Annotated in this window: 28 protein-coding genes; all 28 read right to left on the reverse strand. The window is 64.1% G+C overall.

The window, feature by feature from the left end; all coding sequences use genetic code 11:
• Nucleotide 1: 1 nt before the first annotated feature.
• Nucleotides 2–421 carry a flagellar hook assembly protein FlgD gene (gene flgD, locus ABID58_RS14250; protein WP_148749525.1) on the reverse strand — a complete coding sequence of 140 codons (420 nt, stop codon included), beginning with the start codon at nucleotides 419–421 and terminating at the stop codon, nucleotides 2–4.
• A 14-nt stretch (nucleotides 422–435) separates the two neighbouring features.
• On the reverse strand, nucleotides 436–846 hold the full coding sequence (gene flbT / locus ABID58_RS14255) for a flagellar biosynthesis repressor FlbT (protein WP_354033102.1): 411 nt from the start codon (nucleotides 844–846) through the stop codon (nucleotides 436–438).
• Nucleotides 846–1,190: a flagellar biosynthesis regulator FlaF gene (gene flaF, locus ABID58_RS14260; RefSeq protein ID WP_148749527.1), complete on the reverse strand. Its 345-nt coding sequence runs from the start codon at nucleotides 1,188–1,190 to the stop codon at nucleotides 846–848. The genes flbT and flaF overlap by 1 nt, the downstream gene beginning before the upstream one ends.
• Nucleotides 1,191–1,252: 62 nt before the next feature.
• A complete protein-coding gene (locus tag ABID58_RS14265; protein ID WP_354033103.1) occupies nucleotides 1,253–2,311 on the reverse strand; it encodes a flagellar hook-associated family protein in 1,059 nt (352 codons plus the stop codon).
• A gap of 2 nt (nucleotides 2,312–2,313) precedes the next feature.
• Entirely contained in the window at nucleotides 2,314–3,792 is a 1,479-nt protein-coding gene (flgK, locus tag ABID58_RS14270) for a flagellar hook-associated protein FlgK (protein WP_354033104.1), read from the reverse strand.
• A gap of 46 nt (nucleotides 3,793–3,838) precedes the next feature.
• Nucleotides 3,839–5,095, reverse strand: coding sequence for a flagellar hook protein FlgE (locus ABID58_RS14275; protein WP_354033105.1), 1,257 nt, complete (start codon nucleotides 5,093–5,095; stop codon nucleotides 3,839–3,841).
• Between the two features lie 115 nt (nucleotides 5,096–5,210).
• Entirely contained in the window at nucleotides 5,211–5,795 is a 585-nt protein-coding gene (locus ABID58_RS14280; RefSeq protein WP_354033106.1) for a transglycosylase SLT domain-containing protein, read from the reverse strand.
• The gene (gene fliK / locus ABID58_RS14285) at nucleotides 5,746–7,101 is read right to left on the reverse strand and encodes a flagellar hook-length control protein FliK (RefSeq protein ID WP_354033107.1); all 1,356 of its coding nucleotides are present in this window, start codon (nucleotides 7,099–7,101) and stop codon (nucleotides 5,746–5,748) included. The genes ABID58_RS14280 and fliK overlap by 50 nt, the downstream gene beginning before the upstream one ends.
• Nucleotides 7,098–8,282 carry a chemotaxis protein gene (locus ABID58_RS14290; protein ID WP_354033108.1) on the reverse strand — a complete coding sequence of 395 codons (1,185 nt, stop codon included), beginning with the start codon at nucleotides 8,280–8,282 and terminating at the stop codon, nucleotides 7,098–7,100. The genes fliK and ABID58_RS14290 overlap by 4 nt, the downstream gene beginning before the upstream one ends.
• Complete coding sequence (locus tag ABID58_RS14295) at nucleotides 8,279–9,586, reverse strand: MotB family protein (protein WP_354033109.1); 1,308 nt, start codon at nucleotides 9,584–9,586, stop codon at nucleotides 8,279–8,281. Before ABID58_RS14295 ends, ABID58_RS14290 begins: the two co-directional genes overlap by 4 nt.
• 7 nt (nucleotides 9,587–9,593) lie before the next feature.
• Entirely contained in the window at nucleotides 9,594–10,298 is a 705-nt protein-coding gene (locus tag ABID58_RS14300) for a hypothetical protein (protein ID WP_354033110.1), read from the reverse strand.
• Nucleotides 10,295–11,920, reverse strand: coding sequence for a flagellar basal-body MS-ring/collar protein FliF (gene fliF / locus ABID58_RS14305; protein WP_354033111.1), 1,626 nt, complete (start codon nucleotides 11,918–11,920; stop codon nucleotides 10,295–10,297). Before fliF ends, ABID58_RS14300 begins: the two co-directional genes overlap by 4 nt.
• 306 nt (nucleotides 11,921–12,226) lie before the next feature.
• On the reverse strand, nucleotides 12,227–13,135 hold the full coding sequence (locus tag ABID58_RS14310; protein ID WP_354033112.1) for a flagellin N-terminal helical domain-containing protein: 909 nt from the start codon (nucleotides 13,133–13,135) through the stop codon (nucleotides 12,227–12,229).
• A gap of 276 nt (nucleotides 13,136–13,411) precedes the next feature.
• Nucleotides 13,412–14,320 carry a flagellin N-terminal helical domain-containing protein gene (locus ABID58_RS14315; protein WP_148749538.1) on the reverse strand — a complete coding sequence of 303 codons (909 nt, stop codon included), beginning with the start codon at nucleotides 14,318–14,320 and terminating at the stop codon, nucleotides 13,412–13,414.
• A gap of 269 nt (nucleotides 14,321–14,589) precedes the next feature.
• Nucleotides 14,590–15,495, reverse strand: coding sequence for a flagellin N-terminal helical domain-containing protein (locus ABID58_RS14320; RefSeq protein ID WP_148749539.1), 906 nt, complete (start codon nucleotides 15,493–15,495; stop codon nucleotides 14,590–14,592).
• A 241-nt stretch (nucleotides 15,496–15,736) separates the two neighbouring features.
• Nucleotides 15,737–16,477, reverse strand: coding sequence for a flagellar type III secretion system pore protein FliP (fliP, locus tag ABID58_RS14325; RefSeq protein WP_148749540.1), 741 nt, complete (start codon nucleotides 16,475–16,477; stop codon nucleotides 15,737–15,739).
• On the reverse strand, nucleotides 16,474–16,917 hold the full coding sequence (locus tag ABID58_RS14330) for a flagellar basal body-associated FliL family protein (RefSeq protein WP_148749541.1): 444 nt from the start codon (nucleotides 16,915–16,917) through the stop codon (nucleotides 16,474–16,476). The genes fliP and ABID58_RS14330 overlap by 4 nt, the downstream gene beginning before the upstream one ends.
• A 30-nt stretch (nucleotides 16,918–16,947) precedes the next feature.
• Complete coding sequence (gene flgH / locus ABID58_RS14335) at nucleotides 16,948–17,643, reverse strand: flagellar basal body L-ring protein FlgH (RefSeq protein ID WP_148749542.1); 696 nt, start codon at nucleotides 17,641–17,643, stop codon at nucleotides 16,948–16,950.
• Complete coding sequence (locus ABID58_RS14340) at nucleotides 17,643–18,410, reverse strand: MotE family protein (RefSeq protein WP_354033113.1); 768 nt, start codon at nucleotides 18,408–18,410, stop codon at nucleotides 17,643–17,645. Before ABID58_RS14340 ends, flgH begins: the two co-directional genes overlap by 1 nt.
• A 67-nt stretch (nucleotides 18,411–18,477) precedes the next feature.
• Nucleotides 18,478–19,608 (reverse strand): flagellar basal body P-ring protein FlgI, encoded by a 1,131-nt coding sequence (gene flgI, locus ABID58_RS14345; RefSeq protein ID WP_148749544.1) that lies wholly within the window; start codon nucleotides 19,606–19,608, stop codon nucleotides 18,478–18,480.
• Nucleotides 19,605–20,081 carry a flagellar basal body P-ring formation chaperone FlgA gene (gene flgA / locus ABID58_RS14350; protein WP_246229652.1) on the reverse strand — a complete coding sequence of 159 codons (477 nt, stop codon included), beginning with the start codon at nucleotides 20,079–20,081 and terminating at the stop codon, nucleotides 19,605–19,607. Before flgA ends, flgI begins: the two co-directional genes overlap by 4 nt.
• Before the next feature lie 13 nt (nucleotides 20,082–20,094).
• A complete protein-coding gene (gene flgG / locus ABID58_RS14355) occupies nucleotides 20,095–20,886 on the reverse strand; it encodes a flagellar basal-body rod protein FlgG (protein ID WP_148749546.1) in 792 nt (263 codons plus the stop codon).
• 17 nt (nucleotides 20,887–20,903) lie between these two features.
• On the reverse strand, nucleotides 20,904–21,233 hold the full coding sequence (fliE, locus tag ABID58_RS14360; protein WP_148749547.1) for a flagellar hook-basal body complex protein FliE: 330 nt from the start codon (nucleotides 21,231–21,233) through the stop codon (nucleotides 20,904–20,906).
• A gap of 2 nt (nucleotides 21,234–21,235) precedes the next feature.
• On the reverse strand, nucleotides 21,236–21,652 hold the full coding sequence (flgC, locus tag ABID58_RS14365; protein ID WP_148749548.1) for a flagellar basal body rod protein FlgC: 417 nt from the start codon (nucleotides 21,650–21,652) through the stop codon (nucleotides 21,236–21,238).
• A gap of 11 nt (nucleotides 21,653–21,663) precedes the next feature.
• Nucleotides 21,664–22,044, reverse strand: coding sequence for a flagellar basal body rod protein FlgB (gene flgB / locus ABID58_RS14370; RefSeq protein ID WP_148749549.1), 381 nt, complete (start codon nucleotides 22,042–22,044; stop codon nucleotides 21,664–21,666).
• An 86-nt stretch (nucleotides 22,045–22,130) separates the two neighbouring features.
• On the reverse strand, nucleotides 22,131–23,216 hold the full coding sequence (flhB, locus tag ABID58_RS14375) for a flagellar biosynthesis protein FlhB (RefSeq protein WP_354033114.1): 1,086 nt from the start codon (nucleotides 23,214–23,216) through the stop codon (nucleotides 22,131–22,133).
• A gap of 13 nt (nucleotides 23,217–23,229) precedes the next feature.
• Nucleotides 23,230–24,270: a flagellar motor switch protein FliG gene (locus ABID58_RS14380; RefSeq protein WP_148749551.1), complete on the reverse strand. Its 1,041-nt coding sequence runs from the start codon at nucleotides 24,268–24,270 to the stop codon at nucleotides 23,230–23,232.
• A 2-nt stretch (nucleotides 24,271–24,272) separates the two neighbouring features.
• The gene (fliN, locus tag ABID58_RS14385; RefSeq protein WP_354033115.1) at nucleotides 24,273–24,647 is read right to left on the reverse strand and encodes a flagellar motor switch protein FliN; all 375 of its coding nucleotides are present in this window, start codon (nucleotides 24,645–24,647) and stop codon (nucleotides 24,273–24,275) included.
• Between the last annotated feature and the right edge of the window lie 24 nt (nucleotides 24,648–24,671).

Here is a 24,671-nt window from a genome sequence, read left to right on the forward strand (position 1 = left end):
GCTAGCTGATCGTGAGGCCGGGGCCGACCGCGACCTTGGTGCCGTCATCGAGGGTTGCAACGGAGCCATTGCTGTTGATCGAGATCGAGGCGACCTTGCCGGTGAAGGTCGCTCCGGTCGAGTCGGTGAAGCTGACGTTTTTCCCGATCAGCCCGTCCGCCTGCGACAGCGCCTGCGAGGACAGCAGCGAATCCAGCTTCGTATTGGTCTGCATCGCCTGCTCGACCGACGACAGCTGGGCGAACTGGCTCATATATTGCGACGTATCCATCGGATTGGTCGGATCCTGGTTCTTCATCTCGGCGATGAGGAGCTGCAGGAAGGTGTTGTAGTCGACGGTGTTGCTCGACGTGGCCGTAGGGGACGAGGTCGAGTTCGTCGAATTGGTGCTTGTGGTATCGGTCGCGCTGGGGACGTTCATGTGCCTCTCCGCTGTCAGGCAGCCTCGAATGGGGATTCGGTGGTGGCGCCGGCGAGGATCGCCTGCTCCAGGGGAAACAGCGCCCGGATCCGCTTCAGTGCCTCGAAATAGCGGGTCCCGCCGACCATCTCGTCGATCGCGGCGAGCCCGTGCAGCATCTCGTGGTTCTCGCACACAGCGAGCAGGGCCGCGTGGTGCTGCCCATAGAGCGAGGCGGCGGCACCGATATCCGTCGGGTTCATCAGCATGAGCTGGACGATGAAATAGAGCTGGCGCATCGCCGTGGTGGCGTCGGAGGCCTGCATGACCTGCCCTTCGAGCAGGAACATCACGTCGTTGACGAGCTCGAGCGAGACCTTGCGGTCCACGCGCAGCACCGCGCCGTTGATGTAGACTCGTTCGCCCGCCCGCAAGGAAATCTTCATTAAAGCGCGTCTCGGATCATGCGGTTGATTTCGACGAGATGCATCACGTCGTTCGATCGTTCTTCACGAAGGCGATCGGCTTCCTTGACGACCCACAGGCCGATCGAGATGATATCGGCGCGCAGCTGTTCGGGCAGTCCGTTCTCCGGATGCGCGAGATCCTCGATGAAGATGGTCCACAGCCGCCGGACGTAGAGCAGGCTCTGGACCTGATCCTCCCTGCTGTGGTGCTCCTTCTGGAGCCGCTCCAGCCGGTCGATGCCGAGGCTGAGCGCCTGCCGCTCGCGCCCGCGCGCCTCGTAGCCGCTGTCTTCAACGACCGTTTCGTAGGCTTCAAAAGTCATCCGGACAACTCTGCGCAGAAAAATTGCAAGAAACTAAAAGCGAACGCGACCGCCGCGCTGACTCAGAGATAGTTGATGAGGCTGATCTTCTGGAGCTGCGAGGTGAGCGCGAGCGCCGTCTGGATCTGGGTCTGCAGCGCATTGACGCGCACCGACGCTTCCGTCGGATCGACCTGCTCCATGCCGACGATCTGATTGTTCAGAATGTCCTTCTGGGTCTTGAGCTTGTCGGTCGCGGTGGTGAGCCGCTGCTGGACCGTGCCGACGCTGCCGCCGAGCGCAGCAAGGTCTGTGATGGCGCTGCCGACGAGGCCGATGGCCTTGTCCACGACGACCTGGAACGTCGGCTGGTTCAGGTTCGCATTCCCGAGATCAGCCATCATGGTGTAGGCCTCGGCGAGCTTGCGGAAGCCGATCTGGTTGGCGCTGACGGAGGTGTCGGCGATCTCTGTCGTGGAGATGCGGCTTTGCATGACCTGGTCGGTGGCTGATGACCACTTGGCGTTCCAGGCCGGGCTTGCGAACTCGGCGTCGAAGGTGGTGTTGAGGAACGTCTGCATCTGACCAGGCGTAATGCTGCTCACGCTGGGCGAGGATTGGGGGAAGCCGAAGCCCGTCGGTGGCGGTGCCGCGAAATCCGCATCGACCTGGTTCTTGCTGGCCGAGCCGGCGGTGTAAGGCGTGATCGGCTGGTTCTGCGTGTTGATGCCCGAGAACAGATACGAGCCGTTATAGGAGATGTTCAGCGCGCCGATCAGGTCCTGCAGGTTGGAGGACGCCGGCGGCAGGATGATCCGCCCGCCGCCGTCAGTGCTGCGGGCCGCGATCAGGTCCTTGAGGAAGTCCGTTGCGGTCGAGCTGAGCTGGGTGATGCGATCCTGGGTCACGTCCAGCCGCCCCGCGACGAGCCCGTTGGTATCGACGAGCTGGTCGGCGAAGCTCATGTCCGCCCGCAGGGTGACGTCGCCTCCCGTCGTGGCACCGAGCTCGAGGCCGACATCGGCGAAGCGGCCGGTGGTCGCCTCCGTCGAGGCCTTGCTCAGCGCAGCCTGGTTGTTCGTGATCGAGTACCTCAACGACGAGGACAACATCAGGGTGGAAATGTAGTTGGCGCTCATCATGACTAATTCCCCACGGCGGCTAGCAAGGCTTGCAACATCTGGTCGACGGTCGAAATGATCTTCGACGAAGCCGAATAGGTACGCTCGACCTGAAGCATCAACGACATCTCGTCGTCCATGTTGACGCCGTTGACATTCGACAGCGCCGTCGTGCTGCGGTCGAGCAGCGTGCTCTGGTACTGGGAGCTGTCGTTGGCGGTCTTGCGCTGGTTTTCGATCCAGCTCGTCGACGACGACGCGTAGTCGATCAGGCTGCCGTTCGGCTTGCCCTGCGTGGTCGCATCGAACGGCTGCGACGCATCCATGTTGCTGATGAGCTGCTGCAGCCGGGTCGAATAGCCGCCGCTGCCGGCGGTGTTATATTGATAGGCGACGTTGCCGCTGATCGCGCCGTCGCGCAGCAGATTGGGGTTGCCGCCCTGAGCCGGATCGACCGATGCGGCAACCGAGATCGTGCCGGCGAGGCCCACCGAGACGGTGGCGCTCGCGGGCATCGTCGGCGCGAGGGGATAGGTGAACAGGCCAGGCCTGTCGGCCAGCGTCGGGACGGTCGACTGATCGCTTTCCTTGAAATCATTGATCAGGCCGCGGGCGATTTCGTCGAGCTGGCTCTGATAGGTGACCGTGTCGTTGTCGCGCAATTGGGCGAGACCGGCGAGCTTGCCGGACTTGATCGGCATCACCGAATTGGCACCGGTCACGGGCACGCCGTCGATAAAGACCGCATTCCCCGTGATGCTCGCCGAATAGGAGGTGGTCGGGGCGAAGCTCACCGACCGCGCCGTCTTGTCGAACAGCACCACGCCGCTGTCGGTGTAGAGCGCGGCATCGCCGTTGGTGCGGATCGACATCGTGACGCCGACCTCCTGCGACAGCTTCGAGAGGATGCTGTCGCGCTGGTCGAGATAATCGGTCACGTCGTCGCCGGCGATCGTCCCCTTCACGATCGCCGTATTGACGGTCTGGAACTGGGAGAGCAGCTGGTTGATGTTCTGGACCGAAATGTTCATGTCGGCATCCGCGCCCTCGCGGACCGACTGCACGGTCTGGGTTGCCTGGTTGAGCGCGGTCGCCATGTCCTTGGCGGACGTGACGGCGGCCTGGGCCAGCGTGGTATTGTCCGGGGCGTTGGCATATTGCTGAAGCGCCTGCTTCAGCGCATTGAGTTGCGCCGTCGGCGACTGGTCGAGTTGCGGATCGTCCACCGTGGCAGATGCGATCTTCTGCAGACCGTCATAGATCGCGCTCTGCGTGGCGGCCGCGGAGGTCGCGGTCAGGACGTTGCTGTACAGACCTGAACTCGCGGCGCGCTGGATCGCCGCCACGTAGACGCCGGCGCCGGGAAGATTGTCCAGCACCGTGATCTTGCGCGAATAACCGGTCGAACTGGCGCCCGCGATGTTGCGCGAGACAGTCGACGACTGCACGCCCGACGCCATGAGCGAATTGCGGGCGGAGTCGAGGGCTGAGGTGAGGGACATGGCGTGCTCTTGAACGTTCTCTTGCCCGGGATCGGCGCCGAGGGAATCAGCGCTTCAGGTTGACGACGACGTCGAGCAGATCAGCGCCGGTCTGGAACGACTTCGAGTTCGCGGTGAAGCCACGCTGCGCCTCGATCATCGAAGTCAATTCGTCCGCGAGATCGACATTGGAGTCTTCCAGCGCGCCGGACTGAATGGTTCCGAGACCGCCCTGGCCAGCCAGGCCGACCTGTACGTTTCCGGAGTCCAGGTTCGGCGAATAAACGTTGCCGACCTCGGGCGTCAGATGGTCCGGGCTCGGCACGGTGGCGAGCGCGATCTGGAAGCTCGGCAGCTGGGTGCCGTTCTTGAGCACCGCGGTGACCACGCCCTTGGAGTCGATATCGACCTTGTCCACGGCGGACGGCGCATTGCCGTCGACGGTCGCCTTGAAGTCGAAGCTCGATGCGACCTGGGTCATGGCCGACATGTCGATCTTGAAGGTGCCCGAGCCGCCAGGGATCGGAACCGTGAGCGACGTCGCGCTCGGCGGCGGCCCAACCAGATCCAGCTTGCCTTTTCCGGTCGAGCTCACGTCGAACTTGAACGTTGTCGCGGCGGAGGGACCGCCCGTCAGCATGGCTCCGGACGGATCGTAGACCTCGACGTCCCACTTGTTCGCGCCGGTCTTGGCCGCATAGACGTTGAGTGTCACCGCGTTGCCGATGTTGTCATAGGTCACCATCGACGTCTTCGACGTGTAGTTGCCCGGGCCTGCTGCGGCGGCCGGCGTGGCGACAAGCGCCGCGCTCGGATCCAAATTGGCAGCCACGGTCGCCAGCGTCGACGGCGAGGCCTGCAGCGCCATCTGATTGACGTTGATGACCTGGAGGCCGCCGAAGCCGTTGGCGGAAACGTTGGGCGCAGCACCGTTCTGGATGTTGTAGCCCATCAACCGGAAGCCGGCCGTGTTGACGAGGTTGCCCGTGCTGTCGGGCACGAACGAGCCGGCACGGGTGAGGAAGTTGTTGCCGTTGGTATCCTGCACGACGAAGAAGCCGTTGCCCTGCACCGCGAGGTCGGTCGTCGAAGTCGTGAACTGGAGGTTGCCGGGATCGGTGATGGCGTAGCGGACCGTGGTCTCGACCGCGCCGGAATCGTAATTGCCGGAGCCGCTCTTGAGGATCAGCGAGGAAAATTCCGTCGAAGCCCGCTTGTAGCCGACCGTGTTGACGTTCGCGATGTTGTCCGAGACCGTCGACAGCTTGTTGGATTGCGCGTTCATCCCGGAAACGCCGGTGCGCATAACACCATACAGGCTCATGAATTGGTCTCCTTTGGCAGATTGTCGTTACAATGGGGGGTCTTGCTTGCGCGGGGCTGATGGTCCGTCACGATGCACAACTTCATGCGATGCATCGTCATTTCACGTTGTTTCTTCATGTTGTTTTGGGTTGGCATATCGAGCGCGCCTTGTCGGTCCATGCGCCGAATCCGCTGGAGACGAGATGCGCGACGATGTGGCAGACGTAGCGCTTCTGCGCCGGTTGATTGTTGGGGCCGGCATTGTAGCGGGCGACCGCCATGGTCCAGCTTCCCTCGCGTTGCTTCAGCTCCTTGAGGAAGCGTGCGGCGTAGTCGACGTTCCTGGCCGGATCGAACATCGCCCGCACCGACGTGAACTTGTCGCCGTGAAAATAGTGATTGATCTGCATGCAGCCGAGATCGATCAGCTTGATGCCCTTGGCTCGCATCGCTTCGAAATTCGCCATCGCATCATCCATGTCCTTGGCGAACACGGTCTGCCCTTCCGCACCGAGCGCGTAGGGATAGAGTGCACCGCGCCGGCCGGTCTCGGTGAGGCCGACGGCATAGAGAATGCCGAGCGGAATCCCGTGCTGCTGCGAGGCGCGCGCCATCTCGCGCTCGCAGGGGCGCGCAGTGTCGGTCGCCGCCGCCTTGCCGGCGCCTGCGCTACAGATAAACAGGGCCGCGACGAGTATGCGGCGCCACGTCCTGGTCATGGCGTGCCTCCTGGTTGGGCTGCTGATCCTGCCGGGCTTGCCTGGCTCCGCCGTCCGACTGACCGGACGACGTGCCCGCGCCGCTGAACGCGCCTTGCGACTGGGATGATTGCTGTTGCTGACCCGGGAGCTGTGGCTGCGACTGGCCGGATCCGGCCCTGAATCCGTCGAGTGAGCCGTGCTGTACGGGCGCGACGTCTGCCACGTAGCCCGCCGACTGCATCAGGTCGCGAATCTGGTCACGCTGCTGATCCAGCATCGCGCTGGTGTCCTTGCGTTGCGCGGCAAGCTGAACCGACACCTCGGTGCCGACAAGACGAAGGCGCACGGTGACGTTGCCGAGATCGGGCGGCTCGAGATTGACGGTGAGGATCTTGACCGGCTGATCCGGCGAATTGCTCCGGGCGCCCACGAGATCAGCCGCGGCGGAGGCGGCCGGCGCTGGCGATCCCTTCAGCTCCGACACCACTGCGTTTGCGACCTGCTGGGTCGCGCTGAACTGCGGCACGGGAGGCAGATGCGTCTCCTGCTGAACCACCGTGACCTTGGTCGTTTCCGGCAGGGCGTCGCGGCCTGCGGACTTTGCGGCGCGCTCGACATTCGCCGTGACGGCTTCGAACCCGGATGTGGCAGCGGGCATGGCTTTCGGTTGAACGTCGCTTTCCTCCGGCATCGCCTGTTGGCTCGCCGCGGCCGGATGCGGGTGCGGCCCGAAGGCATCGGCCGTGGAACGCGCGACAGTCGATGGCGCGACGGTCGGTGACGCTGCGGCGGAACGCGCGGCATCTGCCGTCCCCGCCCTTGCGTCTGTGATGCTCTGAATCTCGCGCTTCGCTGCGGAAGGCCGTTCGTCGCGGGTCGAATTGTCCTTCTTGTCGTTCGACGGCTGCGGCGTCTGCATCGTCACGGCCTGCGCGGCGGCGAGTTCCTGCCCCGCGATCGTCGGAACGCTCAATCTGCTCGCGACGTCCTCCTTCGCCGTTTGATCGACCGGGTCTTTCTTGGTCGACGATTTGGGCTCCTCGGGGCGCTCGTGCACCGGCTCGTCCTTTGGCGTGTCGGGCTCGGTCAGCTGAGCCAGGCGCGGGCGTACTGAAGCATCTTTTGCAGTCGCCTCGCTGCCCTGATCGTCCAGCGCCCGCTTGGCCATGTTCGAGACGGTGTGGAGCAGATCGTGAAACGATGAATCGTCCGCCGTTTTCGCGCCCGTCGTCGCCGTCCCCTTCGCCGAACGGGATACCCCACGCGTAAGACTTTCGGCGAGGCCTGCGAAAAGCTGTCCGGAAGTTCCGCTAAGCTTGGTCATGGACGGCGATCCTTGGTGAGAAGCTCCAGTTCGCCGAGCTGCGTCTGGGCGCGCGCGAGCATTGCGTTCGACGACGCGAGATCGATCCGCGCCGGCGTGAGCGGCGGCTTGTCGGCCGACATGGCAGCAGTCGGACCTGCAATCGGCTTGCGGACATCGAGCGCGAGCTGGAGGGTTGCATTGAGGACCAGGACGTCGCGCTCCGCCAGCTTCGTCCTGTCGAGCGCCTTCAGCTCGGCAAAGCCGCCGTCATATTCGTCAGTAAGCGCGCGGGATGCGCCGCGGTAGAAATGGGCGCGCTCGCGATCGGGCGTGGCATCGGCGCTGAGCGTCAGCGCCCGCTCGCCTGCGAGCCGGGCAACGGTGAGTTTGCCGCGAACCAGCGCGCCGCGCGCGATCACCAGATAGAGCTTGAGGCGGCTGGCGCGGTCGACCTGTTCCAGCAGCGCCGCGATCCGCGCAAAGCGGCGATCATCCAGCGCAAGGGTCGATTGCGTCAGGCCCGTGGAGAAGCGCTGCCAGAAATCGCTGGCATAGACCGAGTTGCGGTAGTGGCGGATATAGGCGAGCGTCAGGAACTCGAACTTGTCGAAATCCTCCGCCTGCCCGACCAGCAGGATCTCGCGCCGCAGCGCCGCCTCCTCGACCAGCGTGCCGGGCAGTAGCAGGCGCGCGTCGTCGAGACGCTCGATCGCAAGCGAAGCCTCGGAGCGAGCGAACAGCGCGCCCTGGACCAGCGCCACCTGCCCGCCCATGCCGGACGAGATCGTGCGCGGCTTGATGTCCTTGAGCAAGTCCCTCGCCTCGTCCTGCCGGCCTTCGACATAAGCGAGCGCGCCGTCGAACAGCCGCGCATCCACATTGATCTTGTCGCGCGGCAGCTTGCGGACAATCTGCGGAGCGCCGCCGCTGAGCAGATAGATCACGACCGCCTGGCCGTTCTGCGGATTGCTCCACACGCTCGCGTCGGCGGCGAGAAATTTTTCGCCGATCTGCCGGATCAGCGCGATGTGGCTGGCATGCGCCGCGGTGTCGCCATTGGCGATACCGTCCTGCACCGCCTGCAGCGCGCGGACGAGCTCAAACGGCTCCCCGGACGGCGCCGTCGGTTCGGCAGATGCGCGTGTCGCCACGAGCGACAGCACCATCAGCATCGCGGCGCGGAGCAGCGGCCTGGTCAAGAGCGCTTCTCCCGGATCAGGATCTCGATCCGTCGATTCTGGGCGGCAGCCGGATCGTTCTGAAGCTTTGGCCGCCGGTCGGCGTAGCCTTCGACATGCTCGATCCGCTGCGCATCGACGCCGGAGCGGACCAGCATGTAATAAGCCATCTGCGCGCGCGCCGTGGACAGCCGCCAATTATCGTAATTATCCGACTTGTAGGGCCGATTGTCGGTATGGCCGCGGACGATAATCATGCCGCGGCGCTTCGCGATCAGCGGGCCGATCTTGTCGATGACGCGAACGAGCTCGGGCCGCGGCTCGGCCGAGCCGACCGCGAACATGCCGAAGCTCGCATCGTCGGTCAGGCTGACCAGCAAGCCCTCCTCGACCTGACGGACCTCGGCCACCGGCCCGGCGCCGGCCTTGATATCCGAGAGGGCATCGGCGATCGCAGACTGAAGCTGCTTGACGGTCGGCTGCTGGGCCTGCACCGCGTCACGCTGCTCGGATTCCTTCGGAGCGTCGGTCGGACGTGCCTGCGGCACGACGCTGGCCTGCGTGTTCGGCTGAACGCTGCCGTCGCGCGCCGACGATGATGGCGCCGGTCCTGGCGGCAGCAACGGCGACTGGCTCGTGGACGACGCCTGCGCGTCGAGGGCCACGCTGCCGCCGGCATCATCGGTCCTGCCGCGGCGCGGCTCACCCTGATTTGTGCCGGCCGGAGTGTCGCGCACGGAAGCATTCGGCTTCGGCTCGCCCTCCATGATTCTGTCGGCCTCCTTCGAAGCCTCGGGCGCAAGCTTCCAATAGCCGGGATCGAACGGATCGCGATAGGCATCACCGCCCTTGAGGCCATCCTCTTCGGCCGAGGTCAGCGCACCGGCGCGGCGCTGGCCCGAGGCCTGGTTCGAGCTCGCCGCGATTTCGGCAAGCGTTGCGTAGGGATCGCGGAACAGAACCTTCTCTTCGTAGAAGGGCGGCTTCTCGGCCGTCGGCGAGTCGCCGCGGCGCTCCTCGTTCGGGCCGGACGGCTGGCGCTTGCCATCCTGCCCCTCGAACGTCGTCGGCTCCTTCTTGGTGAGATCCTTCAGTCCCTTCGGCGCGGGTGCGTTCTCCGCGAGCTTGATCGGGTTGAAGTAGCTCGCAACCACCTGCTTCTGGTCCTGGTTGAGCGCGTTGAGCAGCCACATCACCAGGAAGAACGCCATCATCGCGGTCATGAAGTCCGCATAGGCGATCTTCCAAACGCCACCGTGCGCCTTCTCGTCTTCGAAAGCGCTCCGCCGACGGATAATGACGAGCTCGTGCTTGACCTCCTCCATGGTGAAACTACCGGTGCGCCTCTTTCAGCCGATCCATCCAGGTCGAGATCTGCGTCTCGATCGTGGTCTGATCGGCGAGGACGCGGACCTCGACGGTGTCAGCGGACTGGTATTCGACGCCAGAGCGGCCGGCCAGATTGAGTTGCGTCCTGACGAGGTCGATGAGCTCGCTGGGTCCGGTTACGCGGAACGCCGGCACCGGGGAATTCGAGGTCAGCGTCGAGATCTGCTCGACCAGGGACCCGATCGCCTTGTCGCGGACCGCCTCGGCGAGGAACGGCAGCAATATCCGCGCGACCGAGCTTGCAATGTTGCTCTCGATCTCGCGGCAGGCCGTGTCAAAACCGTTGACGATCGCGACCGCCTGCTGGTCGGACCATTTGGCCCGCTCCTCGCCGAGCCGGATCGCGCTGCGGACGCGCTCTTCGGCGAGCTTGGATTCGCCTTCCGAAAGGCCTGCGATATGGCCGCGTCGATAGGCGTCTTCGAGCAAATTGACCGGCGCGGCTTCCGGCGCGGGTGCCGGAGGCGGCTGAAGTTGCGGATGCGCCTGCGCCTGACGCTGCGGTTGAGGCTGCGGCTGCGATTGAGGCTCGCGCCGGACGTCCTTTCTCGTCAGGACGTCCTGGATCTTCGGAAGCGGAGGCGGCGGCGACTTGGCCCGGCCGTTCGCGTCGAATTGCGTCAGGAGTTTTCCGATTGCCGCGTTCATGCCGCCTCCTCGCGTCGCATCCAGTCTTTAAGGATTGCTGCCGCCTGCATCTGATCGAGGCGGACGATCTGCTCCAGCCGCTTCTGCGGCGTACGCTGCATCTTGCCTTCGAGGTCCTCGACGAGGTTGAGCTCGGGGTCCTGGCTGTCGGCCAATGCGAGGGCCGAGGCAGCTTCGAGCTCGGCGGCCTCGGCGGCCTCGGTCTGCTCCTGCGCGGCGCGATGAGTCAGAATGCCGTTGACCGCGGGTCGAAGCCCGAACCAGACCAGCATCGAGGCGACAGCCAGGATCGTCACCGCGTTGATGACGCTACCGAGCTGCTTGTTCATCATCTCGACGAAGCTGATCGGCGGCACCGGCGCGAGCTCGCGCGAGCCCTCCACGAAGTCGACCGCAGTCACCTGGATCTGGTCGCCCCGCGCCTTGTCTAGTCCGCCTGCGGTCGCTGCGAGCTGGCTGATTTCGGCGAGCTTGCTGTCGACAATGGCCTGGTTGGTCTTGTCGCCGAGGTCGGCGACGAGCCGCGTGCGGTTGACCAGCACGGCGATGAAGAGTTTCTTGACCGAGTAACCGTCGCTGACGGTCGTCGTGGTCTTGGACGACACCTCGAAATTGGTAACGTCTTCGCGGCGCGTCTTGTCCTCGCTAGAGTTCTTGGTGCCGCCGGCGTTGACCTGCTGGTCCGGAAGGTTCTGCTGGACGGTCGTCGGCGTCGAGCGGTCGGCGTTCGACGACTTTTCGTTTTCGCGAACATTGCGGACCGAACGCTCGGCGCGGGTCTCCGGATCGTAGACCGTCTCGTTGATCTGGCGCTTGTCGGTGGAGAGCTGCGGCGCGACGCTGACCTCGAAATTGTCCAGGCCGAGATAGGGCGTCAGCGCCTTGCGGATGTTTTCCTGCACCATTCCGCCGACCGTCTTCTGGAGGCTCGCCATCTTGGTCGGCGCGGCGCTGACCTCGTCCTCTTCGGCCAGCAGCATCGAGCCGTCGGCATCGAGCACGGTGACCTTGTCGCGTGTCATGCCGGGAATGGCCGCCGCGACGAGATGGCGGATCGACTGCGCGGTGCGCGCCTCGAGCGCACCGTCTGTGCGCAGCACGACCGATGCGGAGGGTGGCTGCTGCGTCGCGCGGAACGAGCCGCGCACCGGCATCACGATGTGCACCCGCGCCGCCTTGACGCCCTTCATCAGCTGGACAGTGCGCGCGATCTCACCTTCAAGCGCGCGAAGCTTCGTGACCTCCTGCATGAAGGAGGTCAGCCCAAGCGATCCGATCTTGTCGAACAGCTCGTAGCCGGAATTGGCGCTGGTCGGCAGCCCCTTTTCGGCCAGCAGCATCCGCGCCTGCGCGGTCTGGCTCGGCCGTACCGAGACGGCATCGCCGGCTGCGCTGATATCGAAGGCAATGTTCTGCTCGCGCAGTGCGGCGCCGATACGCGTCACGTCTTCCCGGTTCAGGCCGGTATAGAGGGACTCGAATTCCGGTCGGCTCAGGTAATAAGCGCCCCCGACCACGGTGACGAGGACGGCGAAGCCGATCAATCCCAAGGCCATCAGACGTCGCGGCCCAAGTTCCAGCAGATTGTTGAGCAGCTGCTGTAGCTGCGCGCGACTGAACATATGACCTCGTACCAATGCGAATGGTGAGGACACTCCGCTGTCAACCTTGCCTGAAGGTTGCGCGAAAACGCGAGTGCGTCGCTTCGCAGGCGAGGCGATGCAATTTTACAAGAACATCGGACGACGCAGGTAGTCCGACGGCAATGGACTGGCGATCGAACGCGTCACCGCGCGATCGGCTGCAGCCTGCTGCATCAGGACTGGCGTCAGGAGGTCGATTACGGGCACATCATGTGCCGTCACTTCCGCCGGTCACGGCGGGGGACCGTGCTCCCTTGGGAGCACGGCCGTCTTCGAAGCGGGAGCTTACTTGAACAGCGAGAGGATGCTCTGGCTGTTCTGGTTGGCGATCGAGAGCGCTTGAACACCGAGCTGCTGTTGGGTCTGTAGCGCCTGAAGGCGGGTGGATTCCGCGTTCATGTCGGCGTCGACGAGCTGACCGACACCGCGCGTCACCGAGTCCATCAAGGTCTTGACGAAGTCCGTGTTGGTCGCAATCCGATTCTTGACGGCGCCGAGGTCGGCAGCAGCCGAAGCCACCGAGTTGATCGCAGCGGTGACCTTCGTGATGTAGCCGCTGAGCGTGGTCTGGTCAGCCGCCGAATCGGTCAGCGAGGTGATGTCGATCGTGTTGACCGACGCACCGCCGCTCACGGTGTCCAGGATGCCGGTGGTGGACGACGTATAGAGCGAGTAGTTGGAGATCGTCAGGGTGATGGAGCCGATGGTGGGCGTGCCACCAACGCGCGAGAACGACGACACCAGGTCGAAGGTCGCCGGCGTAGCCGTCGTCGTGCTCAGCCAGTTCACGCCGTTGAAGGTTGCCGCCGCGGCGGTGCCCTGCATCTGCTGCTGGATCTGGGTGATGTCGGCCTGGATCTTGGTGCGGTCGATACCGGCGGTCTTGGCTTCGACCAGCAGCGCCTGCAGCTTGGTGAGGCCGCCGGTGTTGTCGCCGACAACCGCGGTCAGAGCGGTATATTCGGTGTCGACGGTCGCAGCCGACAGACCGAGCGAGTCGGAGACGGCGGAGAGCGCGGCGTTGTCCGCACGCATCGAGGTCGCGATCGACCAGTAGGCAGCGTTGTCCGAAGCGGTCGCGACGCGCTGGCCGGTCGAGATCCGGTTTTCGGTGGTCTGGAGGCTGGAGCTGACATTGCGCAGCGTCTGCAGCGCGGTCATTGCGGCGGAGTTGGTGAGAAGGCTGGAGCTCATGTTTGACGTCCCCTTGAAAACGAATTGAAATTTTTGGGACATACCGGGCTTGCACCGGTACGACAGGGCGGCATCATGCCTTTGGGCTGCGGAAAAGCGCGCTCAACCTGTCGTAACGGCCGCGATAGCATGCGGAGTTTGTGCGAAGCTTGTGGCTCCGTGACCGGACCGCAATTCGAGGCGCGAAATCGCGCCTTTGACGTTCGAACAACGCAGGCCAAAATGATAAGGGCCGCGCTTCGCGAGAAGCGCGGCCCCCTCAGTTGGTTTTCAGGCTTAGCGGAACAGCGAGAGGATGCTCTGGCTGTTCTGGTTGGCGATCGAGAGCGCCTGAACGCCGAGCTGCTGCTGGGTCTGGAGCGCCTGGAGGCGGGTGGATTCCGCATTCATGTCGGCGTCGACGAGCTGACCGACACCGCGATTCACCGAGTCCATCAAGCTCTTGACGAAGTCCGTGTTGGTCGAGATGCGGTTCTTGACAGCACCGAGGTCGGCGGCAGCCGAAGCCACCGAGTTGATCGCAGCGGTGACCTGCGTGATGTAGCCGCTGAGCGTGGTCTGGTCAGCCGCCGAATCGGTCAGCGTGCTGATGTCGATCGTGTTGACCGACGCACCACCGCTCACGGTGTCCAGGATGCCGGTGGTGGACGAGGTATAGAGCGAGTAGTTGGAGATCGTCAGGGTGATGGAGCCGATGGTGGGCGTGCCACCAACGCGGGAGAACGACGACACCAGGTCGAAGGTCGCCGGCGTAGCCGTCGTCGTGCTCAGCCAGTTCACGCCGTTGAAGGTTGCCGCCGCGGCGGTGCCCTGCATCTGCTGTTGGATCTGAGTGACGTCGGCCTGGATCTTGGTGCGATCAATGCCGGCGGTCTTGGCTTCAACCAGCAGCGCCTGCAGCTTGGTCAGGCCACCGGTGCTGTCGCCGACAACCGCGGTGAGAGCGGTATATTCGGTGTCGACGGTCGCGGCCGACAGACCGAGCGAGTCGGAGACGGCGGAAAGCGCGGCATTGTCCGCACGCATCGAGGTCGCGATCGACCAGTAGGCGGCGTTGTCCGAAGCGGTGGCCACGCGCTGGCCGGTCGAGATACGGTTTTCAGTGGTCTGGAGGCTGGAGCTGACGTTGCGCAGCGTCTGCAGCGCGGTCATTGCGGCGGAGTTGGTGAGAAGGCTAGAACCCATTTTGATGTCCCTTTGAAGATAGAGTTGATTTGGGGACATACCGGACTTGCACCGGTACGACAGGGCGGCGTCATGCCTTTGGGCTGCGGAAAAGAAGGCCCAACCTGTCGTAGCAGCGACCGTAGCGCGCGAAGCTTGTGCGGGGCTTGTGGCCCTGTGTCCTGGCCGCAACAGCGCAGCCGAAATTGCGGCGTGCGCGGAACGTCACATCAAACGAGAAGGGCCGCGCTTCGCGAGAAGCGCGGCCCTCCCCCAGATGGTTTTCAGGCTTAGCGGAACAGCGAGAGGATGCTCTGGCTGCTGCTGTTGGCGATCGAAAGCGCCTGAACGCCGAGCTGCTGCTGGACCTGGAGAGCCGACAACCGGGTGGACTCCTGGTTCATGTCGGCGTCGACGAGCTGGCCGATACCGCGCGTCACCGAGTCCATCAGCGACTTCACGAAGTCCGTGTTGGTCGAGATACGGTTCTTCACGGCGCCGAGGTTCGCGGCAGCGGAAGCCACCGAGTTGATCGCAGAAGTCACCTTCGCGATGTAGCCATCGAGCGTGGTCTGGTCGGCCGCTGAATCGGTCAGCGTGGAGATGTCGATCGTGTTGACCGATGCACCACCGCTCACCGTGTCCAGGATACCGGTGGTGGACGAGCTATAGAGCGCATAGTTGGCAGTGGTCAGCGTGATCGAGCCGGTGGTCGGCGTGCTGCCGACGCGGGAGTACGACGACACCAGGTCGACCGTCGCCGGCGTGGCCGTCGTCGTGCTCAGCCAGTTCACGCCGTTGAAGGTTGCCGCCGCGGCGGTGCCCTGCATCTGCTGCTGGATCTGGGTGACGTCGGCCTGGATCTTGGTCCGGTCGATACCCGCGGTCTTGGCTTCGACCAGCAGCGACTGCAGCTTGGTCAGGCCGCCGGTGCTGTCGCCGACAACCGAAGTCAGAGCGGTATATTCTGTGTCGACAGTCGCGGCCGACAGACCGAGCGAGTCGGAGACCGCGGAGAGCGCGGCGTTATCGGCGCGCATCGAGGTCGCGATGGACCAGTAGGCGGCGTTGTCCGAAGCGGTCGAGACGCGCTGGCCGGTCGAGATGCGGGTCTGCGTGGTGGCGAGTTGGGAGCTCACAGACCGCAGGGTCTGGAGGGCGGTCATGGCAGTCGAGTTCGTAAGCAGGCTTGACATTGCGAATGTCCCTTTGATGTACGCGTTACATTTTCACGAGGGGGACATACCGGGCTTTCACCGGTACGGAGGGGCGGCATCATGCCTTTGGACTGATATGGGTGGGTCCAACCCGCCGTGCCGCATTGCTAGCACGCCGAATCTTGCTTCCGGATTAAGGCGGGCTTGAATTCCGCAGCAAAATCATATGGTTAATATTACTCTTCGCTAACCATAACCGGCCGCCTGGCGATCACCGTTGTTATGAGAACGACCGCACCAGTCCGGAGGCGAGCAGGTTCCAGCCGTCGATCAGCACGAAGAACAGCACCTTGAACGGCAGCGCGAGGATCGACGGCGGCATCATCATCATGCCCATCGACATGGTCAGCGTCGCCACGATCATGTCGATGACGAGGAACGGCAGGATGATGAGGAAGCCAATCTCGAACGAACGCCGGAGCTCGGAGATCATGAACGCCGGGATGATAACGCGCATGTCGATGCGCTTGTCGTCGAACTTCCTGCGAAAGCTTTCCGCGGCGAGCGATTCGAACGTCTGCAGGTCCTTGTCGCGCACATGCGCCAGCATGAACTCGCGGAACGGATCGCTGATCTTCAGATAAGCCTCTTCCTCCGAGATCTCGTTCTTCATCAGCGGCTGCACGCCGGTTTCCCAGGCGCGATCGAAGGTCGGCGCCATGACGTAGAAGGTCATGAACATGGCGAGGCTGATCAGCACGAGATTCGGAGGCGTCGTCTGAAGGCCGAGGCCGGCGCGTAGGAAGGAGAGCGCGACGGCGAAGCGCGTGAAGCTCGTCACCATGATGAGCAGCCCCGGTGCGACGGACAGCACCGTCAGCAGCGCCATGAGCTGGATGATGCGGCCGCTGGTCGAGCCGTTGCCCGGCGGCAGCAGCGAATTGAGGTCCGGAATCTGGGCGAACGCTACCTCGGGCAGCACGACCAGCAGCGATGCAAGCAGCAGGACTCTCAATTTCACTGGATCACCAACGTCTCAATGATCAATTCGCGGACTTTGCCGGACGAGCGGATGCTGGCGCGTTCGGACAGGTCGTCGCGCAGATGCTGGAGCCCGCGCGTGCCTTCGAACTGCGTGACCGAGGCGGACCGCAAGTAAGTGACGATGTCCTCGCTGATGTGAGCGGCCAGGATGCCGGCATCCTCGTCGCTCATGCTGTCGGTCACCATGGAGGCCTCGACCCGGGCCCAATTGTTGGCCGGCGACGCGAGATTGGTCACGATCGGAGACAACTTCCGGAGCCGCGCGCTGCCGGCGTAGCTCGACGCGACCGGCGGCGGGGTGGCCCCCTTCTTTGCGTCGGCAACGCGCTCGGCAGCGGCAAACAGGTGCAGGCCCGCAAGCGCGCCCGCGCCGATCGCGACCAGGGTCAGCACGACGATGGCGGCAATCAGGCGCATGACGCCCCCTGCTCCCACGACGCGCGAGTCTCAGAACGGTGCCACGGCATCATAGATCCGGTGACCCCATCCAGGTTGCTGCACGTCAGACAGATTTCCGCGACCGCCATAGGCCACGCGTGCCTCGGCGATCTTCTCGTAGGAGATCGTGTTGGTTCGCGAAATATCGCGTGGACGCACGATACCGCCGACGTTGAGCACGCGCATCTCCGTGTTGATACCAAATTCCTGCGACCCGCTGATCATCATATTTCCGTTCGGCAACACGTCGGTGACGACCGCCGCAATGGAAAGCTTGATGTCCTCGGAGCGGTCGATCTGGCCGTTGCCCTTGATCTGGGAATTGGTGTTGAGGTTGGCGTTGGCCTGGCCCTTGTCCTGCCATCCTGCGACGTCCATCAGCCAGTTCAGCCCGAACTGGATCTGCGAATCGCGCGCGCGGTTGGTCTTGTTGTCGAGCTTGGCCTTGTCTTGCATCGAGATGATCACCGTGACCACGTCGCCGACGCGCCGGGCGCGGGGATCGCGGTAGAGGTCGGTGCCGTCATCCCAGGTCGAGCGATAGCTGACGGGCGTGCGCATGCGGGGCGTCACCGGGATCGGTTCGGCCGGCGTCCTCAGGCCGCTGCCCACGGGCGACAGTTTCGGGCCGGTCAGGATTTCTGCCGGATCATGGGAGCATCCGCCAAGAAGCACGAGCGACAGGAGGAGGATCGGCTTCTTCATTACTTGGTCTTCCCGTCATCCACGCGACGCATTCCACCGAGCAGGTCGGCGAGATGTGCTGCGCGCCCGGTCTCCATCTCGTTGAAAATTGCGCTCGAACTCCTCGGGCTGAGCTTTGCGAGCACCGCGGCGGCCGTCTCGTCCGCCATGCCGGCGATCTGCGTGGCGGCAGCGTCCGGCTTCATGCGCGAATAGATCTCGACGACGCTCGCTTCCGCTTTCTTCAGGAAGTCGTCGCGCAGCGCCATCCACTTCTCGTATTCGGCGCGCTTGGCCTCGACTTCGACGATCCGCTCCCGCAGCAGGCTCTCAGCCTTCTCCAGCTCTTTCAGCTGCCATGCGAGCCTGGCGTCGACGGCGGGATCGGCCACGTTGCTGCAGAACAGCGCAACTTCGTTGTCCCCAGGCGCGGCAGCTTGAGCCGGCGCCGGCTTCGGCGGCGCCGCGACGCTGCCGGACTTCGCCGGACGCGTCGGCACAGGTGCGGGGGCCGGTGCCGGCGGAGGAGCCTCTGTCGGGACCGCTCCCGTGATGGCGGGACCCGAATCTTCGGCCGCCCAGGCTGTTGCCCTCCAATTATCGCTCTGGACCGGCGTCGCCGGAGCGTGCGACTTCTGCGGGCCGGGCGCGCGAGCACGGGCGAAGGAAAGTAAATTGAGCGGCTTCGACGACTTCGGCTCGTCCAGCGCCAGCGCGGGCGAAGCGCCCGCGAGCGCCAACATCGCGGCCAGGAGAAGAAGTTGCGCTATGTGGTCCAGCTTCAGCATCGGATCGCGTGCGATTCTCGGTCGAGACCAGAGCATTGAGCGACCAAGCTTGCACGACGCTTGTGCATCATTGCACGATGACTTCAGCCTGCAGCGCGCCCGCCGTCTTGATCGCCTGGAGGATTGCGATGATGCCGGACGGCTTCAGTCCGATCTGGTTCAGCCCGCGCACGAGGCGCTGGAGGTCGACACCGCTCAGGATCGCCACCTGCGACCCGGCCTCGTTGGCCTCGACGATGGTCTGGGGCACCACGACCGTCTGGCCTTGCGAGAACGGCGCCGGCTGCGACACCACGGGCAGCTCGGTGACACGGACCGTCAGATTGCCGTGGGTGACGGCGACAGTGGAGATTCGCACGTCGCGACCGATCACCACCGTTCCGGTGCGTTCGTTGATCACCACCCGCGCCGGCGTGTCTGGCTCGACGGTGAGTTCGCCGATCTCGGCGAGGAAGCGGACCGGTCCGACATAGCGTGGCTTGGACAGCACGATGGTCCGATAGTCGCGCTCGAAGGCGATCTGGGCGCGATAACGGCCGCCGGCATAGCGATTGACGGCGTCGAGGATTCGCGTCGCAGTGACGAAATCGGGGTTCTTCAGCTCGAGCACCAGGTATTCCATCTCGTGCAGGCTGCCCTGCACCTCGCGCTCGACCAGCGCGCCGTTCGGAATGCGGCCCGCCGTCGGCGTGCCCTGGCTGACGTTCTGGGCCTGGCCTCCGACGCTGTAACCGGCGACCGTGACCGCACCTTGTGCCACTGCGTAGACCGCACCGTCCGCCGCGCGCAGCGAGGTCATCACCAGCGTGCCGCCGAGCAGAGACGTCGCATCTCCCAGCGACGACACCGTCACGTCCATCCGCTCGCCCGGTCCGATCGACGGCTGCAGGTCGGCGGTCACCATCACGGCGGCGACGTTGCGCGTGCGCAGCGTCGTCGGCCGCGACGGATTGTTCGTGCTCGTCGTCTCGTTCCGGACATTGATGCCCATGTTTTCGAGCATCGACTGCAGCGACTGTTCCGTGAACGGCGCGTTGCGCAGGGTGTCGCCGGTGCCGTTAAGGCCGATGACGAGGCCGTAGCCGACGATCTGGTTTTCGCGCAATCCCTTAATGTCCGCGATGTCCTTGATGCGGACGGCAGCCTGGGCGCTGGCGGCGGAAACGATGAGGAGAAGCGCGATCAGGACTCTGGTCATGACCCGTCCGCGACCTTGACCGTGCCGTCCGGCTGGACGATGGCCCTGATCATCACGCCCGTGTCGGTGTTTCGCACGGTAATGAGCGAGCCAGGCGCACCGGATTGCATGGCCGCGCCGTAGGTCACGATCGACAGGCCAGAGTCTTCAACCACGACCTTGACCATGGCACCGCGGGCGATGGTGAAGGGATCCTCCACCGAATTGGTTGGAATCGGCTGGCCCGGCAGCAACGACCGCCGCGCCATGCGGCCGACCAGGACCTGACGCCCTTCGATGAACATGGCGACACCGAGCACGTTCGGCGCAAAGACGCGCTCAGTGATCATGTCGTCCCTGATCAGCTCACCGGCGCGGATCGCTATCGCCGGCACGGGAAGCCGCCGCTCGTCTGCGGCGGCGGGCCGCGCGGAGACGAGAACCAGCAGCGCGGCGGCCAACCCGCGCGCGATCAGGCCCACCCTGTTCAACATCGACACACCGGAACTAGCGACTGAGATTCTTCGATACCGTCTGCGCCATCTCATCCGACGCCTGGATGACCTTGGCATTCATCTCATAGGCGCGCTGCGCCGAGATCAACTCGGTGATTTCCTTAACGGGATCGACGTTCGAGGCCTCGAGATACTGCTGGTTGATCTTGCCGTAGCCGGCATCGCCGGGGAGACCGACGACCGGCGCACCTGATGCCGTGGTCTCGCGATAGAGATTGCTGCCCAGCGGCTCGAGGCCCGCCTCGTTGGCGAAATTGGCAAGGTTGAGCTGGCCGATCTGACGCGGATTGACTTCCGCGTCCAGCTTGGCGAACACCTGCCCGGTCTGGTTGACGGTGACCTGCACCGTTCCCTGCGGCACCGTGATGTTGGGATCCAGCAAATAGCCGTCCATCGTCACGAGCTGGCCGGTGGCGTTGGTGTTGAACGAGCCCGCGCGAGTGTACTGCACCTCGTTGTTCGGGCCGAGCACCTGAAACCAGCCGCGACCGTTGATCGCGAGGTCATATGGGTTGCCGGTCTGCGTAAGCGCGCCCTGGATGTGCAGCTTGCGGATTGCGGCCGACTTGACGCCGAGACCGAGATTGGCGCCTTCCGGGATCGGCGAGGCGCCGTTGACGTTCGCAACACCCTGCATGCGGTCCATCTGGTAGAACAGATCGGTGAATTCCGCACGTGCACGCTTGAACGACGTGGTGTTGATGTTGGCGATGTTGTTCGCGATGACTTCGATATTAGTCTGCTGGGCATTCATGCCCGTAGCCGCGATGGCGAGCGATTTCACAGCGTGATTCCTTCAGATCAAATCGACATACGAACGACTTCTTGGTAGGCCTGCACGACCTTGTCGCGGACCGCGACCGCGGTCTGCAAAGCCTGCTCGGCCGACATCAGCGCCTCGACGACTTTCCGCGTCGACTCCTTGCCCTGTATCGCCGAGATCGACGCGCTCTCGCCGGCCTTCAGCGTGCCGATCGCGTCCGTGGTCACCTGCTTCATCACGGAGTCGAACCCAACGTCGTCGCCGGCCTGAACCGGGGACGTCGCACTGGGCGCAATGGTCTGCGTCTCGGTGATGCGGGATGCCGCCTGCCCTGCGGTGATTGCAGTGGATGAAATCGCCTCTAGCATTGTCAGCTCCTCAGAAGATCGATGGTCATGCCGAGCATCGATCTCACCTGCTTCACGACCTGGAGATTGGCTTCATAGGACCGGTTGACTTCCCGCATGTCCGCCATCTCGATCATCATGTTGACGTTCGGCATCTTCACGTAGCCGGCCTTGTCGGCCGCGGGATGGCCCGGATCGTACTCGACACGGTAGGGCGTGGTGTCGACCCCGATCTCCTTGACCTTCGCCAGCTGCGTGCCCGAAGCACGATCCATTGCGGCATCGAAAGTGATCGTCTTGCGCTGATACGGATCTGCACCGGCGGTGCGCCCGGTCGAGCTCGCATTCGCGAGATTTTCCGAGACAACCCGCATGCGCGACGACTGCGCTTCGAGGCCGGAGCTTGCGACCGTCAATGAAGCCTGTAGAGCGTCCAGCATGTCAGTTCACCTCAGGTCTTCGCACTGGTCAGGATCATGCGATTGAACGAGCGCACGATCGCCGAGTTCATCGAATAGTCGCGATTGACGTCGCTGCCCTTGATCATTTCCTGCTCGAGGCTGACCGAGTTGCCGGAGTGGACGACATCCCAGCTATCCTTCTTCGCGGTTGCTCGCGTGTCGGTTTCGGCCGGGGAAAGCTGCATATGCGTGGGCGACGTCGTCGCGAGCCTGACCGGCATTCCGTCAAGCACCTTGTTGAACGGCTCGACGTCGCGCGCCTTGAAACCCGGCGTATTGGCGTTGGCGACGTTGGTGGCGATGGTCGACTGACGAAGCTCGAGCCAGCGTGCCTGCGACGATGCGAGCTCGAAGAGAAAAAGCGGTCCCACGACAGCCCCATTTATGATTCATTGGAGAGAACCCTAGGGCGTTAAGCTTTCGTCAAGCTGTTGCGCGAAGCACCATCCTCGTCAGTCTACTGAACCTTCTCGGGCCGCGGCGTTTGCTTCGACTGCAGGAAGTAGATGATCTCGGCAACCGGGCGGAAGAACTCGGCCGGGATGACCTGATCGACCTGCACCGCTTCGTAGAGCGCGCGCGCGAGAGCCTTGTTCTCGATCACCGGGATCCTGTTCTGCTCGGCGGCCTCGCGGATCTTCAGCGCGATCACGTCCATGCCCTTGGCCACCACGAGAGGGGCCGGGTTTTCGTCGCGGTTGTAGCGCAATGCGATTGCAAAGTGCGTCGGGTTCGCGATCACCAGCGTCGCGCGCGGCACGGAGGCGATCATGCGTTGGCGCGAGCGGTCGCGCGCGAGCGAGCGCAGGCGCGCCTTGATCAGCGGATCGCCCTCGGCCTGCTTGTGCTCGTCCTTGATCTCCTGCTTGGTCATGCGCAGCTCGCGCCGCCAGCGGAACCGCGCCCAGGCGAGATCGATCGCGACCAGCACGATCGTCGCGATGCAGATCGCCGATACGATCCGCATCGCGATGGTGAGGATCATCTCCGGCAGCGCGACGGGATCGGTATACATCGCCTCGAACGCCCTTGCCTCCGACGATCGCAGCACGAAGCAGACGACGGCGGTCACCGAGGCGAGCTTGAACACCGACTTGGCGAACTCCACGAGGCCCTGCGTTCCGAAAATGCGGCTCCAGCCGCTGGCGGGCGAGATTCGGGAGACGTCGGGCAGGATGCGCTGCAGCACCAGCCGCGGCGCGTTTTGCAGCAGCGACGCGGCGAGCCCGAACACCGCGATGATCACGACCAGCGGCACCAGGAATCGCAGCGCCTCGAGGCCTACCACGGTGAGAAGATTCAGTGCGTCCGCCGCGGTGCTGAGCGGGAAGCCGTCGGGTTCGTCGATAAAGCTCTTCAAGGTCGGCGTCAGTCGCTGCACGCCCTGGCCGATCAGGAACGCCTGAATCACCATCAGCGCCGCCATGGTCGCGAGAATAGACGCCTCCCGAGAGACCGGAATATTGCCCTGTTCGAGCGCATCGCGGACTTTCTTCTCGGTCGGCTCTTCTGTTTTGCTCTCCTGGTCGGATGTCTCTGCCATGCCAGTTCAGCGGTCAGCGGAAGACCAGCTCATCGTCCTGGTCGGGATTGAGCTCGATTTCACCCTTCTCGGCGAGGTCGAGGGCGAGGTCGGTGATGACGCGGCGCGCCTCCAGCACGTCGCGCTGGTTCGACGGCTCGCCGATCGCGAGCTCGTGCTCGACGACGCGACGGACGCGCGAGGCGACCGCGGACAGGATCAGTTCGCGGAAGTGCTTGTCGGTGCCCTTCAGCGCGACGACGATACGATCGGTCGGCACCTGGTCGAAGATCATGGTGCGCGCCTTCGGCGCCAGGTTGACGACGTCGTCGAAGGTGAATAGCAGCTCCTTCAGCACTTCGGCCGACTTCGGCCGCTTCTCCGACAGGCTCTTCAGCATGTCCTCGATATGACCACGCTCCATCTTGTTGATGATGTCGGCGACACGGGCGTAGGTGTCGGCGCCGAGGTTGCGGGCGAAATTGAGCGTCAGGTCTTCGTGCAGCGTCTTCTCGAGGACCTTCATCGCATCGTCGACGATCGGCTTGAGGCTGAGCACGCGCCGCATCAGCTCGTTGCGAAGGCTCGACGGCAACTGGCTCATCACCTTGGCGGCGCAGGACGGCTTGACCTTGGACAGGATCAGCGCCGCGGTCTGCGGATGCTCCTTGGAGAGGTAGGTCGCCAGCGAGTTTTCCGAAACCGACGAGACGCGGTCCCACACCGACCGGCTCGAATTGCCGAGCAGGTCCGACATGATCGCCGAGACCTGGTCGGCGGGAAGCACGTCGCCGAGCACGGCTTCGAGGCCACCGAGGGTGCCGAGAATGTTGGCGCCCATCGAGAACTGCTGGGCGAACTCCTCGACGATCGACTCGAGTTCCTGCGCCGTAATCGGCCGCAGCTCAGCCGCGGCCTTGGTGACGATCCGGATATCCTGCGGCTCGAATTGCGCGAGCACGCTCGCGGCCGCCTGCCGGCCCATGGCCAACAGGAGCGCCGCGACCTTTTCCGTTCCGCCCAGCGTGGCAACGCCTCGCTGCTTGATGGGAGCGATGCCGACCTGTGCCGCCATGGTCAGGAATCACCCTGCCCCAGAGGTCCGACGATCTCGGTCAGCGAGACACCGAAGCGCGAATTGTCCTCTTCGACGACGACCACCTCGCCGCGGGCCACGACGCGGCCGTTGACCACGACGTCGACGGGCTCGCCGACGCGGTGATCCAGCGGAACCACGGCGCCGCGGCCGAGCTTCATCAGATTCGCCACAGGGATGGTCGCCGATCCCAGCACCACCTGCATGGTGACGGGAATGCGCAGGATGGCATCGACATTGGCGAACTTGCCGGCCTCCTCCGCAGTGCGCGCGGCGATCTCCGCCAGCCGCTCCAGCGGAGACGTCTCGGCATCATCGGATGCGGGTGCTGACTCGTAGTCGAAGGATTGCGCCATTTGTTATCGCCTCTTGGTATTTCC

It is taken from the genome of Bradyrhizobium sp. S3.2.6 (genome assembly GCF_040546885.1).
Taxonomy (GTDB): domain Bacteria; phylum Pseudomonadota; class Alphaproteobacteria; order Rhizobiales; family Xanthobacteraceae; genus Bradyrhizobium; species Bradyrhizobium cytisi.